This window comes from Streptomyces rimosus, assembly GCF_008704655.1.
Lineage (GTDB): Bacteria > Actinomycetota > Actinomycetes > Streptomycetales > Streptomycetaceae > Streptomyces > Streptomyces rimosus.
In genome coordinates this window covers 2,543,853-2,558,775 of record NZ_CP023688.1, presented here as the reverse complement: position 1 = coordinate 2,558,775, position 14,923 = coordinate 2,543,853, and the positions used below count along the sequence as shown (strand labels likewise).

General features: G+C 73.8%; 11 protein-coding genes and 1 pseudogene. 7 read left to right on the top strand and 5 right to left on the bottom strand.

The genetic code is table 11. The annotated features are described in order from the left end of the window. Positions 1-21: 21 nt before the first annotated feature. A complete protein-coding gene (gene hemC / locus CP984_RS10290) occupies positions 22-996 on the bottom strand; it encodes a hydroxymethylbilane synthase (RefSeq protein WP_003983560.1) in 975 nt (324 codons plus the stop codon). A gap of 380 nt (positions 997-1,376) precedes the next feature. Here hemC and CP984_RS10285 point away from each other — a divergent pair, with 380 nt between their 5' ends. Next, complete coding sequence (locus CP984_RS10285; RefSeq protein WP_003983559.1) at positions 1,377-1,706, top strand: hypothetical protein; 330 nt, start codon at positions 1,377-1,379, stop codon at positions 1,704-1,706. 13 nt (positions 1,707-1,719) lie between these two features. Here CP984_RS10285 and CP984_RS10280 read toward each other — a convergent pair whose 3' ends face one another. Both CP984_RS10280 and CP984_RS10275 read right to left on the bottom strand, forming a co-directional pair. Beyond that, a complete protein-coding gene (locus CP984_RS10280) occupies positions 1,720-2,541 on the bottom strand; it encodes an Fpg/Nei family DNA glycosylase (protein ID WP_003983558.1) in 822 nt (273 codons plus the stop codon). A gap of 48 nt (positions 2,542-2,589) precedes the next feature. Next, positions 2,590-7,353, bottom strand: coding sequence for an ATP-dependent helicase (locus CP984_RS10275; protein WP_030184638.1), 4,764 nt, complete (start codon positions 7,351-7,353; stop codon positions 2,590-2,592). A gap of 133 nt (positions 7,354-7,486) precedes the next feature. Here CP984_RS10275 and CP984_RS10270 point away from each other — a divergent pair, with 133 nt between their 5' ends. From CP984_RS10270 to CP984_RS10260, 3 genes are all read left to right on the top strand, one after another. After that, positions 7,487-8,449: an AraC family transcriptional regulator gene (locus CP984_RS10270; RefSeq protein WP_003983557.1), complete on the top strand. Its 963-nt coding sequence runs from the start codon at positions 7,487-7,489 to the stop codon at positions 8,447-8,449. Positions 8,450-8,588: 139 nt separating this feature from the next. Then, on the top strand, positions 8,589-9,359 hold the full coding sequence (locus CP984_RS10265; protein WP_226048799.1) for an AzlC family ABC transporter permease: 771 nt from the start codon (positions 8,589-8,591) through the stop codon (positions 9,357-9,359). Next, positions 9,356-9,664 (top strand): AzlD domain-containing protein, encoded by a 309-nt coding sequence (locus tag CP984_RS10260; RefSeq protein WP_003983555.1) that lies wholly within the window; start codon positions 9,356-9,358, stop codon positions 9,662-9,664. Before CP984_RS10265 ends, CP984_RS10260 begins: the two co-directional genes overlap by 4 nt. Positions 9,665-9,697: 33 nt before the next feature. Here CP984_RS10260 and CP984_RS10255 read toward each other — a convergent pair whose 3' ends face one another. Then, entirely contained in the window at positions 9,698-10,627 is a 930-nt protein-coding gene (locus CP984_RS10255; RefSeq protein ID WP_003983554.1) for a hypothetical protein, read from the bottom strand. A 79-nt stretch (positions 10,628-10,706) separates the two neighbouring features. On the opposite strand from CP984_RS10255, the gene CP984_RS10250 reads away from it, so the two are divergent. Further along, a complete protein-coding gene (locus tag CP984_RS10250) occupies positions 10,707-10,901 on the top strand; it encodes a DUF3046 domain-containing protein (RefSeq protein ID WP_003983553.1) in 195 nt (64 codons plus the stop codon). A gap of 180 nt (positions 10,902-11,081) precedes the next feature. After that, positions 11,082-12,290: an AI-2E family transporter gene (locus CP984_RS10245; protein ID WP_043980063.1), complete on the top strand. Its 1,209-nt coding sequence runs from the start codon at positions 11,082-11,084 to the stop codon at positions 12,288-12,290. A 96-nt stretch (positions 12,291-12,386) separates the two neighbouring features. Here CP984_RS10245 and CP984_RS10240 read toward each other — a convergent pair. Then, positions 12,387-13,598: pseudogene (locus tag CP984_RS10240) on the bottom strand (MMPL family transporter); the annotation flags it as partial. Positions 13,599-13,787: 189 nt separating this feature from the next. Here CP984_RS10240 and recA point away from each other — a divergent pair. Beyond that, entirely contained in the window at positions 13,788-14,918 is a 1,131-nt protein-coding gene (recA, locus tag CP984_RS10235; RefSeq protein ID WP_003983550.1) for a recombinase RecA, read from the top strand. Positions 14,919-14,923: the final 5 nt, after the last annotated feature.

The window sequence follows — 14,923 nt, the reverse complement described above, 5'->3', positions numbered from 1 at the left end:
GGGGCACGGAAGGCGCGCGCGTCAAAGAGGAGCCCCGGTGTCGATCAGCGCTCGGGCGCCCTGGCTGAGGAGTTCGGTCGCGGCGTGCGCGCCCAGCGCGGCCGGATCGTGCGGTGCGTCGCTGCGCAGGTGCGCCTGCGCGAACGCGGTGCCGTCCGGGGAGAAGACCATGCCGCGCAAGGAGAGGTGCCCGTCGGGCCCGGTGACGCAGTACCCCGCGATGGGACTGTTGCAGTGGCCGCGCAGCCCCTGGAGCATGACCCGCTCGGCGGTCGCCTCCGTGAGCGTCCGTTCGTGGTTGAGCTGTTCCAACAGCGCGGCGAGGGCGGTGTCGTGGCGGCGGCACTCCAGGGACAGGACGCCGGCGCCGACGGCCGGCAGCAGCTCGTCCGTCTCGAAGACCTGCCGTGCCCGGTGCGTCAGGCCCAGCCTGGCCAGCCCGGCACTGGCCAGGACCAGCGCGTCCAGCTCGACGTGCGCCTCCCGCCCGCCGTCCAGGAGGTCCAGGCGGGTGCCGACGGCGCCGCGTACGGGCACGATCCGCAGGTCCGGGCGGAGCCGCAGGAGCTGGGCCCGGCGGCGTACGGACGCGGTGCCGACCCGGGCGCCATGCGGGAGGTCGTCGAGGCGGCGCACCCCGGAGTGTTCGGGCACGACCAGCGCGTCCCGGACGTCGGCGCGCTCCAGATGCGCGACGACGACCAGCCCCTCGCGGAGCGGCACGTCGCCGGGTACGTCCTTGAGGCAGTGCAGCGCGAGGTCGATGTCGCCGCTCTGCAACCGTGCGTCCAGGGCCTTGACGAACAGGCCCTTCCCGCCGGTGCCGGACAGATCGCCGTGCCACAGGCCGGCCTCGCTCTGGACCGGGACGGTCACGATGCGCAGCCGTGGGTCGAGTGCGTGCAGCAGCCGGGTGACGTGGGTGGTCTGGGCGAGCGCCATGGGGCTCGTACGGGTCCCGATGCGCAGCTCGCGGGCGGGGGGATCGGCGCTCACGGAGGTCTCCGTTCGGTGCGTCTGGGGCGGTGGCCGCCGACGGGCGGTGACCACTCAGTGCAGCGTAGGAGACGCGGGGCGACGGGCCGGGGAGCCGCGGGGGCGAGCTGGTGTACGAGTGGCGCGCGGTGCTCGGTCGGGGCCGGTCCGGCACGTGGGCGGTGGGCGGCCGGGCATGGGGCGGTCGCGGGTTCGTCTGGATGCGGGGCGGACGGCGCCGCGCGAAAATACCGGGAAGACCGGGATCGGTGGAGAAGACCGAGGCCGGTCGGTACGGGGCCGGACGTACGGCTCCGTCGATCCGTTCGCGCCGGTTGTGCCCCGGTGCGCCCTCCCACTGGACGGCCGCGCCCGTCTAGCGTCGACCGGAGGAGGCAGCCATGGCCAGGCACGACGTCTTCGCCCGGTTCGGCATATCTCCGGTCCGGCTGGTGACCGGGGCCGCGGCCGGGGGGCTGTGGTGCTGGGCCGTGCTGAGGCTGACGCTGTGGCCGGGCACGGCGGGGATCGTCGAAGGGGCGGTGGCGGCGGGGGGCTGGGGGCTGAGCCTGTTGCCGGTGCACTGCGTGCCATGGACGGACCCGGGGCGGCGCGGTGGCGGCAAGGAGGGCCGGGGCGGTCGGGAAGCCGGACGCATTCGGGGCCTGCTGCGGGAGTCGGCCGCCGGGGTCGGGCGGCGGGCCGGGCTCGGACGGCTCTGGCGTAGGTGACGGTGGGGCGGGGTCACCCGGTTGGCTCAGGGGATGACGGCGCGTCCACGTCCTCCGGCTGGCACGTGGGGCACCAGTAGGTGACGCGTTCCTGGGTGGCCGGGCCTTGTTCTCCCGTACGGATCGGTGTGCCGCAGCGGAAACACGGGCGGCCCCCGCGCCCGTAGACCCACTGGCGGCGGTCCGGGCGGGCACTCGGTGTCGTGACGCGGGCGAGCCGGTCCTTGTTGGCCTCCAGGAGCTTCTTCGCGAGGGTGGTCGCACGCTCCGGAGCGGGCAGCCGGCCGATGGGCAGCCAAGGGGACGCCCGCAGCAGGAAGCAGAGCTCGCACTTGAAGACGTTGCCGATACCGGCCAGGTTCCGCTGGTCGAGCAGCGCCTCGCCGAGCGGACGGGCGGGGTCGGCGAGCAGGCGCCGCAGCGCCTCGTCCGCGTCCCAGTCGGGGCCCAGCAGGTCCGGGCCCAGGTGCCCCACGGCGTCGCCCTCGTCGGCGGTGCGCAGGAGTTCCAGTACGGGCAGGCGGTAGCCGACGGCGGTGCGGTCGGCGGTGGCGAGGACCGCGCGGATCTGGTGGCCGGGGCCGCCGCGCCAGCGCTCGGCCGGGGCGTAGATCTTCCAGGCGCCGTCCATGCGCAGGTGCGAGTGGAGGGTCAGGCCGCCCTCGACGCGGGTGAGGAGGTGCTTGCCGCGCGGGATCACCTCCAGGACCGTACGGCCGGACAGATCGGTGGTGGCGAGCTTCGGCACGCGCAGGTCGGATCGGGTCAGCTGCTTGCCGGCCAGCGCCTCGTGCAGGCGGCGGGCGGTGCGCCAAACGGTGTCGCCTTCGGGCATGGGGCCATTGTGCCGGGGGCGGGACGGGGCCCGCCGGTCGGCCGCACCTCAAGGACGCAGACGGAACCCCCTCGGAGTGGGATGGAACCCGGCCGCCTCCAGAGCGGGGGCGAAGGGGGAGGTGAGGGCCGCGGCGCCGTTGACGCGCTCCACGGTGATCGTGCCGAGGGCGCCCGCCCGCGCGGCGTCGCCGAGAGCTTCGAGGGCGAGCCGCAGGCGCGTACCGGCGGGGGAGCCGGTGTCGGGCGCGCCCGCTTCGCCGGACTGCGCCCAGGCCAGCAGGGTCTTGCCGCCGCGCTCCATGTACAGCGTCAGTTCGCCGTCGACGAGGACGACGAGGGAGCCCGCCTTGCGGCCCGGCTTGTGCGTCGAGCCGTCCGGCGGCTCGGGCCAGGACAGGGCGGCTCCGTACGCGTTCGCCGGGTCGGCGGCGGCCAGCACCAGCGCCCGCTGCGGCCCGGTGGAGCGGCGGTCCCCGGGGCCGTCCTGGGCGTACTCGTCGGCGACGCGCTCGCGGCTGGTGTTGACGGCGCGCAGCCGGTCGACCGCGCCGTCCATGGCGAACTGCGCGGCGCCCAGCCCCTCGACCACATAGCCGCGCCGGGCCTGGCCGGTCTCCTCGAAGGCGGCCAGGACACGGTACGCGGCCGAGAAGCCGCCCTCGACGCCCTCGGCGGCGACGGCGCCGCGGGTGACGACGCCGTGCCGGTCCAGGAGCGTGCGCGCCAGGGCGTGGGCGCGGTGGGTGGGCTCCGGTTCGGAGGCGGGCAGCAGGGACCAGCGGCCGGCGACGGTCGGCGGCCCGGAGCGGGAGGCGGTGGGTCGGCCGGTGCGGCCGGTGGCCGCGGTCAGGGTGCCGTACCGGCCGCGGGGGACCGCGCGCTTGGCCCGGTGGGCGGTGGAACCGGACGTACGGCCCGAGCCGAGGAGGGAACGGAGCGGGGCGAGGGTGTCGTTGGTGAGGCGGCCGGACCAGGCCAGGTCCCACAGGGCGTCGGCGAGTTGGGGGTCCGTGCACTCGGGGTGGGTGGTGGCGCGGACCTGGTCGGCCAGCTGGCGGAAGAAGAGGCCGTAACCGGGGGCGAGGGCCTGGAGGACGGACTGGTGCAGGGGGGACAGCTCCAGCGGGTGCGGTGGCGGCAGGAGCAGCGGGGCGGTGTCGGCGAGGTAGAGGGAGATCCAGCCGTCCTTGCCGGGGAGCGCGCCCGCGCCCGCCCACAGCACTTCGCCGGTGGAGGTCAGCTCGTCCAGGAGCGCCGGGGCGTAGTCGCCGACGCGGGAGGGCAGCACCAGCTTTTCGAGGGCGGAGGCGGGCACGGCAGCGCCCTGCAACTGCTCGACGGCGCGGACCAGGCCGTCGATGCCGCGCAGGCCGTACGACCCGCCGCGCTTCGCCCCCGCTCCGTACGGCGTCTTGGTGACGAGGGGCCCGACCTGCTGCCACTGCGGGAGGAAGGACGCCAGGGCGGCGGGCGGCACCGGCTCCAGCTCGTGCCGGAGCGCGGCCAGGGAGCGGCGGCGCAGGCGGCGCAGCACTTGGGCGTCGCACCATTCCTGGCCGATCCCGGAAGGGTGAAACTCGCCTTGTACGACACGTCCCGCAGCGGCCAGCCGCTGGAGGGCGCCGTCCGTGACGGCCGTGCCGAGGCCGAAGCGGGCGGCGGCCTGGTCGGAGGCGAACGGGCCGTGCGTACGGGCGTAGCGGGACAGGAGGTCGCCGAGGGGGTCCTTGACGGGCTCGGTGAAGGACTCGGGGACGCCGACCGGCAGGGCCGTACCGAGGGCGTCGCGCAGCCGGCCCGCGTCCTCGATGGCGGCCCAGTGGTCCTGGCCCGCGATGCGGACGGTGATGGCCCGGCGGGCGGCCGCCAGCTCCCGTACCCATGCGGGATCGGCGCCCCGCTCGGACAGTTCGGCGTCGGTGAGCGGGCCGAGCATCCGCAGCAGGTCGGCCACGCCCTCGGCGTCCTTGACCCGGCGGTCCTCGGTCAGCCACTGGAGCTCGCTCTCCAGCTCGGCCAGGACGTCGGCGTCGAGCAGTTCGCGCAGTTCGGCCTGGCCGAGCAGCTCGGCCAGCAGCCGGGAGTCCAGGGACAGGGCGGCGGCCCGGCGCTCGGCGAGGGGGGAGTCGCCCTCGTAGAGGAACTGGGCCACGTAACCGAACAGCAGGGAGCGGGCGAAGGGGGACGGCTCGGGGGTGGTGACCTCGACGAGGCGGACCCGGCGGGCCTCGATGTCGCCCATCAGCTCCGTCAGGCCCGGTACGTCGAACACGTCCTGGAGGCATTCGCGGACGGCCTCCAGCACGATCGGGAACGACCCGAACTCGCCCGCCACCTGGAGGAGCTGGGAGGCGCGCTGGCGCTGCTGCCACAGGGGTGTGCGCTTGCCGGGGGTGCGGCGGGGCAGCAGCAGGGCGCGGGCCGCGCATTCGCGGAACCGGGAGGCGAACAGGGCCGAGCCGCCCACCTGGTCCGTGACGACCTGGTCGACCTCGCCCTTGTCGAAGACCACGTCGGCGGCGCCCACCGGGGACTGCTCGGGGTCGTACTCCATGCCGCGGGCCGCCGGGTCGAAGTCGCCGGTGTCGCTGTCGAGCAGGTCCAGGCCCATCAGGTCGGCGTCCGGCAGGCGCAGCACGATGCCGTCGTCGGCGTGCATGACCTGCGCGTCCATGCCGTAGCGCTCGGCGAGGCGGGCGCCGAGGGCCAGCGCCCAGGGGGCGTGCACCTGCGCGCCGAACGGGGAGTGCACCACCACCCGCCAGTCGCCCAGCTCGTCACGGAAACGCTCGACCACGATCGTGCGGTCGTCCGGCACATGGCCGCAGCTCTGCCGCTGCTCGGCGAGATACGCGAGGACGTTGCCCGTCGCCCAGTCGTCGAGGCCGGCGGCGGACAGCCGCGCGCGGGCGGCCTCTTGGTCGACCGAGCCGATCTCGCGGAGGAACGCGCCCAGCGCACGGCCCAGTTCGAGAGGGCGGCCCAGCTGGTCGCCCTTCCAGAAGGGCAGGCGGCCGGGCACGCCGGGGGCGGGGGACACCAGCACCCGGTCGCGGGTGATGTCCTCGATGCGCCAGGACGTCGTACCGAGCGTGAAGACATCGCCGACGCGGGACTCGTAGACCATTTCCTCGTCCAGCTCCCCGACCCGGCCACCGCCCTTCTTGGGGTCCGCACCGGCCAGGAAGACCCCGAAGAGGCCGCGGTCGGGGATCGTGCCGCCGGAGGTGACGGCCAGCCGCTGCGCGCCGGGGCGGCCGGTGACCGTCTGCGCCACCCGGTCCCACACGACGCGCGGGCGCAGCTCGGCGAAGGCGTCGGAGGGGTAGCGGCCCGCGAGCATGTCCAGGACGCCGTTGAACGCGGACTCGGGCAGGGACGCGAAGGAGGCGGAGCGGCGGACCAGGGCCAGCAGCTCCGTCACGTCCCAGGTGTCCATCGACGCCATCGCGACCAGCTGCTGGGCCAGTACGTCCAGGGGGTTGGCCGGGACGCGCAGCGACTCGATGGAGCCGGCCCGCATCCGCTCCGTGACGACCGCGGCCTGCACGAGGTCGCCGCGGTACTTGGGGAAGACCACGCCCCGGGACACCGCGCCGACCTGGTGGCCCGCGCGGCCGACCCGCTGGAGGCCGGAGGCGACCGACGGCGGGGACTCGACCTGCACGACCAGGTCGACCGCGCCCATGTCGATACCCAGCTCCAGGCTGGACGTGGCGACCACGGCCGGCAGCCGGCCCGCCTTCAGGTCCTCCTCCACCTGGGCGCGCTGCTCCTTGGACACCGAGCCGTGGTGGGCGCGGGCCAGCAGCGCGGGCGCCCCCTTGGCGGCGCCGGACTCGGCCATCAGCTCGGCGGGGGAGTGGTCCTCGGGCAGCGCCTCGCCGGTGGCGCGTTCGTACGCGATCTCGTTCAGCCGGTTGCACAGGCGCTCGGCGAGGCGGCGGGAGTTGGCGAACACGATCGTCGAACGGTGCGCCTGCACCAGGTCGGCGATCTTCTCCTCGACATGCGGCCAGATGGAGGGCTTCTCGCCGGTGTCGCCCTCCTGGACGGGAGAGCCGCCCAGCTCGCCCAGGTCCTCCACGGGGACCACGACCGACAGGTCGAACTCCTTGCCGGACGGCGGCTGGACGATCTCCACCCGGCGCTGCGGCGACAGGTACCGGGCGACCTCCTCCACCGGGCGCACCGTCGCCGACAGCCCGATACGCCGGGCCGGGCGCTCCAGCAGGTGGTCCAGCCGCTCCAGGGAGAGCGCGAGATGGGCGCCGCGCTTCGTGCCGGCGACGGCGTGCACCTCGTCCACGATCACCGTCTCGACGCCTTCGAGGGCCTCCCGGGCCGAGGAGGTCAGCATGAGGAACAGCGACTCGGGAGTGGTGATGAGGATGTCCGGCGGCCGGGTGGCGATCGCGCGGCGCTCGGCGGCCGGGGTGTCGCCGGAGCGGATGCCCACCCGGATGTCCGGCTCGGGCAGCCCTTGGCGGACGGATTCCTGGCGGATGCCGGTGAGCGGGCTGCGCAGGTTGCGCTCGACGTCGACGGCGAGGGCCTTCAGGGGGGAGACGTACAGCACCCGGCAGCGCTTCTTCGGCTCGGCGGGCGGCGGGACGCTCGCGAGCCGGTCCAGTGAGGCGAGGAAGGCGGCCAGGGTCTTGCCGGAGCCGGTCGGCGCGACCACCAGCACGTCCGACCCCGCGCCGATGGCCCGCCAGGCGCCCTCTTGCGCGGCGGTGGGCGCGCGGAACGCCCCCGTGAACCAGTCGCGGGTCGCGGGGGAGAACGAGTCGAGCGCTGCCTTGGCCATGTCCCCCATCGTGCAACGGACCACTGACAATCGACGGTGACCCGCCGTTCACCTGCGGTGATGTCGCTGCCCCGCGCCGTCCACGACCCGGACACCCGGGCGGCGGCGGGCCGCGACGGAGCACAATGACGCCATGATCGGCGGCGGGACGGGGGACGCGGGCGGCCCGGGCGGCGCGACGGCGCCGGACGCGGAGGCCCGGGCTGACGTGGCCCCGGCGGCGGCCCCCTCGGCCCGGAGGAGCGGCGAGTGGGCCCGGCACTGGCAGTACGCCGGGCTGCCTGGCCTGGACCTGCTGCGCGCCCGCTACGTACGGCACACCTTCCCCCGCCACTCCCACGAGGGCTACGTCCTGGGCGCCGTCACCGGAGGGATCGAGCGGATCGGACTGCCGGACGGCGCCGTGGACGCCGGGGGCGGCGGCATCGTCATGATCAACCCCGAGGTGCCGCACACCGCGCAGGCCGGGGCGCCGGAGGGGTGGGCGTACTCGACGCTCTACCCCTCCGCGCAGCTCGTCGCCGACATCGCCGCCGAGACAACCGGCCTGACCGGCACCGCCGGGTTCACCGACGCCTTCGCGGCCGACCCGGAGGCCGTACGCCTCGTCAACGGCGTGCACCGCGCGGCCGAGGAGGGCAACGCGCTGGCCGCCGACAGCCTGCTGCGCGTCGTGATCGCCCGGCTGCTGCGGCGCCACGGAGGCCCGCTCCCGGCCCGCACACCCGCCGCGGCCGGGGCACGCACCGCCGAACGCGCCAGGGCCCTCCTGGAAACCCGCCTCACGTCGCCGCCGTCACTGGAACAGCTGGCACAGGAACTGGGCACCAGCCCATTCGCCCTGCTGCGCGCCTTCAAGAACGCGTACGGAATGCCGCCGCACGCCTGGCTCACCGACGCGCGCGTACGCCGTGCCCGTCGGCTGCTGGAAGCCGGTACGGCGCCCGCCGAGGCCGCCGTCGCCGTCGGCTTCACCGACCAGCCGCATCTGAACCGGCACTTCACCCGCATCGTGGGCGTACCGCCGGGCGCGTACCGGCGCGAGCGGGCGGGCAGCGCAAGAACGTACAAGACCGCGGGGAAGGGGCCTTCCTAAGGTCCCGAACGTGGCACAGCAAACGGAACAGCCGGAAGCGATCCGGCCATCAGACCAGCCGGAGACGACCCGGCCATCAGGACAGACAGAACGCGATCAGCTGATACCGCCGGCGGAGCCGACCCGGCGCGGGGCGGACATACCGAGCCCTGCGCCGCCGGTGCACCCCGCCAAAACCCCGCCCCGTTCCGCGGTCGTCCGGGACGCGCTCGGCGTCGGTGTCGCCGTCGGGCTCTCCGGCTTCGCGTTCGGGGTGACCGCGTCCGGCGCGGGGCTCACGGTGCTCCAGGCGTGTGCGCTGAGCCTGCTGGTCTTCACCGGCGCCTCGCAGTTCGCGCTGGTCGGCGCGCTGGCCGCGGGCGGCAACCCGTTCACCGCGGCGGCCGGGGCGTTATTCCTCGGCACCCGCAACGCCTTCTACGGGCTGCGCCTTTCCGGCCTCCTCGGATACCGGGCGGCGGTCAAACCGTTCGCCGCCCACTGGGTCATCGACGAAACCTCGGCCGTCACCCTGGCCCAGCCCGACCGGCGCAGCGCGCGCCTCGGCTTCACGGTCACCGGACTCAGCCTGTATGCCCTGTGGAACCTCACCACGCTCGCCGGAGTCTTGGGGGCCGAGGCTCTGGGGGACACGGAGGCGTGGGGGCTGGACGCGGCGGGCCCCGCGGTCTTCGTGGCGCTGCTCGGCCCCATGCTCAAGACGACGGCGGAACGGGCCACGGCGGGACTCGGAGCCGTCCTCCTGCTGGTCACGCTGCCGCTGCTGCCCGCGGGCGCACCGGTACTCGTGGCGTCGCTGGCTGCGCCCGCCGTCCTCTGGGCGGACGGCCGCCGGGCCCGTACACGTACCGGCGACGCACCGAGCACCACGGAGACGGAGAACGGCACACGAGAGGCGGGCGCACGATGAACGTCTGGATCGCGATCGGCGTCACCGCCGTCGGCTGCTACCTGGTGAAGTACCTCGGCCTCCTGGTGCCCGCGGGCGCCCTGGAACGGCCGCTCGTCCAGCGCCTCGCGGCCCTGCTGCCGGTGGCCCTGCTCGCCGCGCTCACCGCGCAGGAGACCTTCAGCGACGGACACCACCTGCTCCTGGACGCCAGGGTGGCGGGCGTCGGCGCGGCGGTGGTCGCCCTGCTGCTGCGCGCGCCGTTCCTGCTGGTCGTGGCGGTCGCGGTGGCGGTGACAGCGGGTGTACGGGCGCTGGGCGGGTGAGGGCGGAAAACGTAGTCAGGTATCTGACCGCCGTCACTGCCGGGCGGCGAGGCGCCCGTAGGCGCGCAGCGTCAGCAGCGCCTTGACCGTCACCATCGGCCGGCCCTCCAGAGCGGTGCCCGGGGCCCACGCACGCCAGTTCACGGGCCAGCCGCCGTCCTCCCGCTGGAGGGCGGCGAGGTGGTCCAGCGCCCGGTCCGTCTCGGCGTCCGTGAACCAGCGGCGGGCGAGCGAGCCCGGCGCGGCCGCGTAGTCGTACGCGAAGTGGTGCTCCCCGGGCGCGTAACCGGCCGGTGCCGGTGTACGGGACGCCTGCTCCGGCTCCAGGAGGACCAGCCGCTGCGCGCGCACCAGAGAACCCAGGCGCTGCGCGGCGGCCTCGGCGCGCGGCCGGTCACGCGCGCCCTCCAGGAACGCGAGCGCCGCCTCGACCTCGTACGGATGGGTTCTTTCCAGGGACTCCACCGCCTGCCAGCAGAAATCCGTGGCCCGGAACAGCCAGGCGTGCCACACCTCGTTACGGTGCAGCAGTCCCACGACGGGCCCGGTGGCCAGGAGAGCGCTCGGCGGGTCGTCGAGCACCGGCAGCCAGGGGGCGGCCGGATAGCCGCGCACCGAGGGGTGCAGGGCGGGCAGCGCGCCCTGCATGGTGGACACCTCGGTCAGATAGCGGCAGATCCGCTCGGCCCGCTGTCCGCAGCAGCGCCCGATGCGGTCGAGGACGTACAGGGCGTGCGCGGTGTGCAGCGGCTGGCTGACCGGCCCGCGCAGATCGGGCTCCAGGGCGTGCCCGTAACCACCGTCCGGATTGGCGTACGCGGCGAGCGCGGCCTCCACGCCGTCCGCGCTCCCGCCCAGGAAGTGGTACGCGAAGCGGCGCTGTTCGAGCACCCGGGCAGTGAGCCAGATGAAGCGCTCGGCACGCGCCAGTGAGGTCGGCTGTGGTGCTCCGTTTTCCGCCATGGCCCGACGGTAGGGCCGAACCGGCGGCCCGGCACCGGCGTGGACACGGCTGCACTCTCAGGGGCGGGATACTGGAGGTATGCGGTTGACGGTCTTCTGGCAGCGGATGGCGGAGCACTTCGGTGCGTCCTACGCCGAATCCTTCGCACGTGATCATGTGATGTCCGGGCTCGGCGGGCGGACCGTCCACGAGGCGCTGGCCGCGGGCTGGGAGGCGAAGGACGTCTGGCGGGTGGTCTGCGCGACGATGGACGTCCCGTACGACAAGCGCTGACCCGGACGGGGCCGACGGGGCCGGAAGGGGGCCGCGCGGAGGGCACGGGCGGGGGCGAACAGCCGTGCCGCGCGGGGCAGGGCGGGAGTTGTCAGATCCGTGCGCGACACTTGGGCCGTGCCAGCGACCGAGAACCCCACCAGCCACGACGACCCACGACCCGACGGCCCGGCCGCGCGGATGCCGCGGTGGCTGCCCCGCGCCATGGTGCTGGCGCTCGCCCTCGTGGCCTGTTTCCAGCTCGCCAGCTGGGCGTTCCACCAGCTCATCTCGCTGCTGCTGAACGTGCTCATCGCCTTCTTCCTCGCCCTGGCCGTCGAGCCGGCCGTGGACTGGATGGCGGCCCGGGGCATGCGGCGCGGGGGCGCGACCGCCCTGGTCTTCCTCGGCATACTCGTCGGGACCGCGGGGTTCTTCGCGCTCCTCGGGTCGATGCTCGCGGGCCAGATCGCCACCATGGTGCAGGAGTTCCCGCAGTATCTGGACTCGGTGATCAGCTGGATCAACAGCACCTTCCACAGCCACCTCTCGCGGGTCGAGGTGCAGAACAACCTGCTGAAATCGGACTGGCTGCAGAAGTACGTCCAGGACAGCGCCAACAATGTGCTCGCCGTCTCCGCGACCGTCCTGGGCAGCCTGTTCAACCTGCTGACGGTGGCGCTGTTCTCCTTCTACTTCGCCGCCGACGGCCCCCGGCTGCGCCGCGCCCTGTGCTCGGTCCTGCCGCCGTCCCGGCAGGCCGAGGTGCTGCGCGCCTGGGAGATCGCGGTCGCCAAGACCGGCGGCTATCTGTACTCGCGCGGCCTGATGGCGCTCATCTCGGGCATCGCGCACTACGTCCTGCTGGAGATCCTGGGCGTGCCGTACGCCCCCGCGCTCGGCATGTGGGTGGGGCTGGTCTCCCAGTTCATCCCGACCATCGGCACCTACCTCGCGGGCGCGCTGCCGATCCTGCTCGCCTTTACCGTCAACCCCTGGTACGCACTGTGGGTCTTCGGTTTCGTCGTGATCTACCAGCAGTTCGAGAACTACCTGCTCCAGCCGCGCATCACGGCCAAGACCGTGGACATCCACCCGGCCGTCGCCTTCGGCTCGGTGATCGCCGGCACGGCGCTGATGGGCGCGGTCGGCGCGCTGATCGCCATCCCGGCGACCGCGACGCTCCAGGCGTTCCTCGGCGCGTACGTGAAGCGGTACGAGGTCACGGACGACGTACGGGTACGGGGCGGCGGCCGGCGCCGGCGCGCCTCCTCGGCCCTGCACCGGCTGCGCCGCTCCCTGCACGACGACCCGCCGGCCGCGCCGCTGGAAGGACGCGGGGGCGGCGGTGGCCGGGGCGAGGACGGTACGGACGGGGGCGAGCGGGGCACGGGCGGCAAGGGCGAGTGAGGCAGCGGGGCGGAGCCGGACCGCCCGGCCGACGGCCCCACCCTCGGCCGCGCCCGGCCTGCCCGCCCCTGCCGTGCCCTATTGCCCCCATTGCCCCTATCGCCCCTCCAGCGTCACCTTCGGCAGCAGCCGGGCCAGCGGGGCCGGGAGCCACCACGCACGGCGGCCCAGCAGCCGCAGCACCGCGGGCACGATCAGACAGCGGATCACCACGGCGTCCAGCAGGATCGCCACTGCCAGGCCGAGCCCGAACTGCTGCAGCATCCGGTCCGGGCTGAGCACGAAGGCCGCGAAGACCACGATCATGATGGCCGCGGCGGCCGTGATGACCTTGCCGGTGGCGGCCAGACCGGCGCGTACGGATGCCGTGGGGTCGCCGGTGCGTATCCACTCCTCGTGCACCCGGGAGAGCAGGAACACCTCGTAGTCCATCGAGAGCCCGAAGACGATCGCGAAGATCATGACCGGGATGAACGCCTCGACGGGCCCCGGCCGCACACCGAACCAGCCGTACTGGAAGACCAGGGTGACCGCGCCGAGCGCCGCCCCGATGCTCACGAGGTTGAGCAGGGCCGCCTTCACCGGGATCAGCACGGAGCGGAAGACGGCCAGCAGGAGCAGCGCGGACAGCCCCACGACGATGGCGACGAACAGCGGCATCCGGGCGGCGACGGTGTCCGCGAAGTCCTCGGTGGCGGCCGTCGGCCCGCCCACCAGATAGCGGCCGCCGGTGGTCTCCGCCAGGGGCGGCAGTACGTCGGTACGGAGGCGTTTCACCAGGTCGGAGGTGGCGCGGTCCTGCGGCGCGCTCGTCGGGAAGGCCAGCACGGTCGAGACCGCCGCGCCTCCGGACGACGGGGCGGACGGGCCCGCCGGTATCGGCGCGGTCGTCGCGGCGATGCCCGGAGTGGCGTCCAGGGCGCGCCGGAGAGCGGCCGCGGCGTCGGCGCCGCCCTCCGAGACGACGGCCAGCGGACCGTTGAAGCCGGGACCGAAACCCTCCGCCAGGAGGTCGTACGCCCGGCGGCTGTGCTGCGTCGGAGCGTCGTTCCCGGCGTCCGCGAAGCCGAGCCGGAGGCCCATCGCCGGCGCGGCCAGCGCCCCGAGCGCGACGCCCGCGACCAACAGCGCGGCCCACGGACGCCGCTGCACGCCGTCGGCCCAGCGGCCCCACCGGGCCCCTTCCGGCGGCCGGTTGCGCGCGGTGCGCCGGGCCGCCCGTGCCGTGACATGGCGCCGGATGCGCGCGCCGAAGATCCCGAGCAGCGCGGGCAGCAGTGTGAGCGAGGCCGGCATCGTCACCAGGACCGGCGGGTCGTGCGTGGTGCGCTTGACACCAAAATCGAACGTCTATTCTTATGAGACGTCCGACCCGTGTTTCTGCCCGAGTTCCCGGGAGTTATCCACAGGCCGGAGTCGGGTCCGGGCGCATTGTCAGTGGCAGGCGTTAGCGTCATGGACGTGAAGCGATCGACTCAAGCAAACCGGGTGGAAGCCATGGCAGGCACTGACCGCGAGAAGGCGCTGGACGCCGCGCTCGCACAGATTGAACGGCAATTCGGCAAGGGTGCCGTGATGAGGATGGGAGAGCGCTCGAAGGAGCCCATCGAGGTCATCCCCACCGGGTCGACCGCACTGGACGTCGCGCTCGGCGTCGGCGGTATCCCCCGCGGCCGCGTGGTGGAGATCTACGGCCCGGAGTCCTCCGGCAAGACGACCCTGACCCTGCACGCGGTGGCGAACGCGCAGAAGGCCGGCGGCTCCGTCGCCTTCATCGACGCCGAGCACGCGCTCGACCCCGAGTACGCCAAGAAGCTGGGCGTGGACACGGACGCGCTGATCCTGTCCCAGCCGGACAACGGCGAGCAGGCCCTGGAGATCGTGGACATGCTGGTCCGCTCCGGCGCGCTCGACCTCATCGTGATCGACTCGGTCGCCGCGCTGGTGCCCCGGGCCGAGATCGAGGGTGAGATGGGCGACTCCCACGTGGGTCTCCAGGCCCGTCTGATGAGCCAGGCGCTGCGGAAGATCACCAGCGCGCTCAACCAGTCCAAGACCACCGCGATCTTCATCAACCAGCTCCGCGAGAAGATCGGCGTGATGTTCGGCTCGCCGGAGACCACGACCGGTGGCCGCGCCCTGAAGTTCTACGCCTCGGTGCGCATCGACATCCGCCGTATCGAGACCCTCAAGGACGGCACCGAAGCGGTCGGCAACCGCACCCGCTGCAAGGTCGTCAAGAACAAGGTCGCCCCGCCCTTCAAGCAGGCCGAGTTCGACATCCTGTACGGCCAGGGCATCAGCCGTGAGGGCGGCCTGATCGACATGGGCGTCGAGCACGGCTTCATCCGCAAGTCGGGCGCCTGGTACACCTACGAGGGCGACCAGCTCGGCCAGGGCAAGGAGAACGCCCGCAACTTCCTCAAGGACAACCCCGACCTCGCCAACGAGGTGGAGAAGAAGATCAAGGAGAAGCTGGGCGTCGGCGTGAAGCCGGAAGACCTGACGGCGGAGCCCGGCGCGGACGCGGCGGGTGCGGCGGCCGACGCGGAGGCCCCGGCCAAGTCCGTACCGGCACCGGCCGCCAAGAGTGCCAAGGGCTCCAAGGCCGCAGCGGCCAAGAGCTAGTCCAT

Coding starts and splice junctions, on each gene's coding strand:
- CP984_RS10285 (WP_003983559.1), top strand. CDS start 1,377: ATGGCCAGGCACGACGTCTTCGCCCGGTTCGGCATATCTCCGGTCCGG.
- CP984_RS10280 (WP_003983558.1), bottom strand. CDS start 2,541: ATGCCCGAAGGCGACACCGTTTGGCGCACCGCCCGCCGCCTGCACGAG.
- CP984_RS10275 (WP_030184638.1), bottom strand. CDS start 7,353: ATGGCCAAGGCAGCGCTCGACTCGTTCTCCCCCGCGACCCGCGACTGG.
- CP984_RS10270 (WP_003983557.1), top strand. CDS start 7,487: ATGATCGGCGGCGGGACGGGGGACGCGGGCGGCCCGGGCGGCGCGACG.
- CP984_RS10260 (WP_003983555.1), top strand. CDS start 9,356: ATGAACGTCTGGATCGCGATCGGCGTCACCGCCGTCGGCTGCTACCTG.
- CP984_RS10255 (WP_003983554.1), bottom strand. CDS start 10,627: ATGGCGGAAAACGGAGCACCACAGCCGACCTCACTGGCGCGTGCCGAG.
- CP984_RS10250 (WP_003983553.1), top strand. CDS start 10,707: ATGCGGTTGACGGTCTTCTGGCAGCGGATGGCGGAGCACTTCGGTGCG.
- CP984_RS10245 (WP_043980063.1), top strand. CDS start 11,082: ATGCCGCGGTGGCTGCCCCGCGCCATGGTGCTGGCGCTCGCCCTCGTG.
- recA (WP_003983550.1), top strand. CDS start 13,788: ATGGCAGGCACTGACCGCGAGAAGGCGCTGGACGCCGCGCTCGCACAG.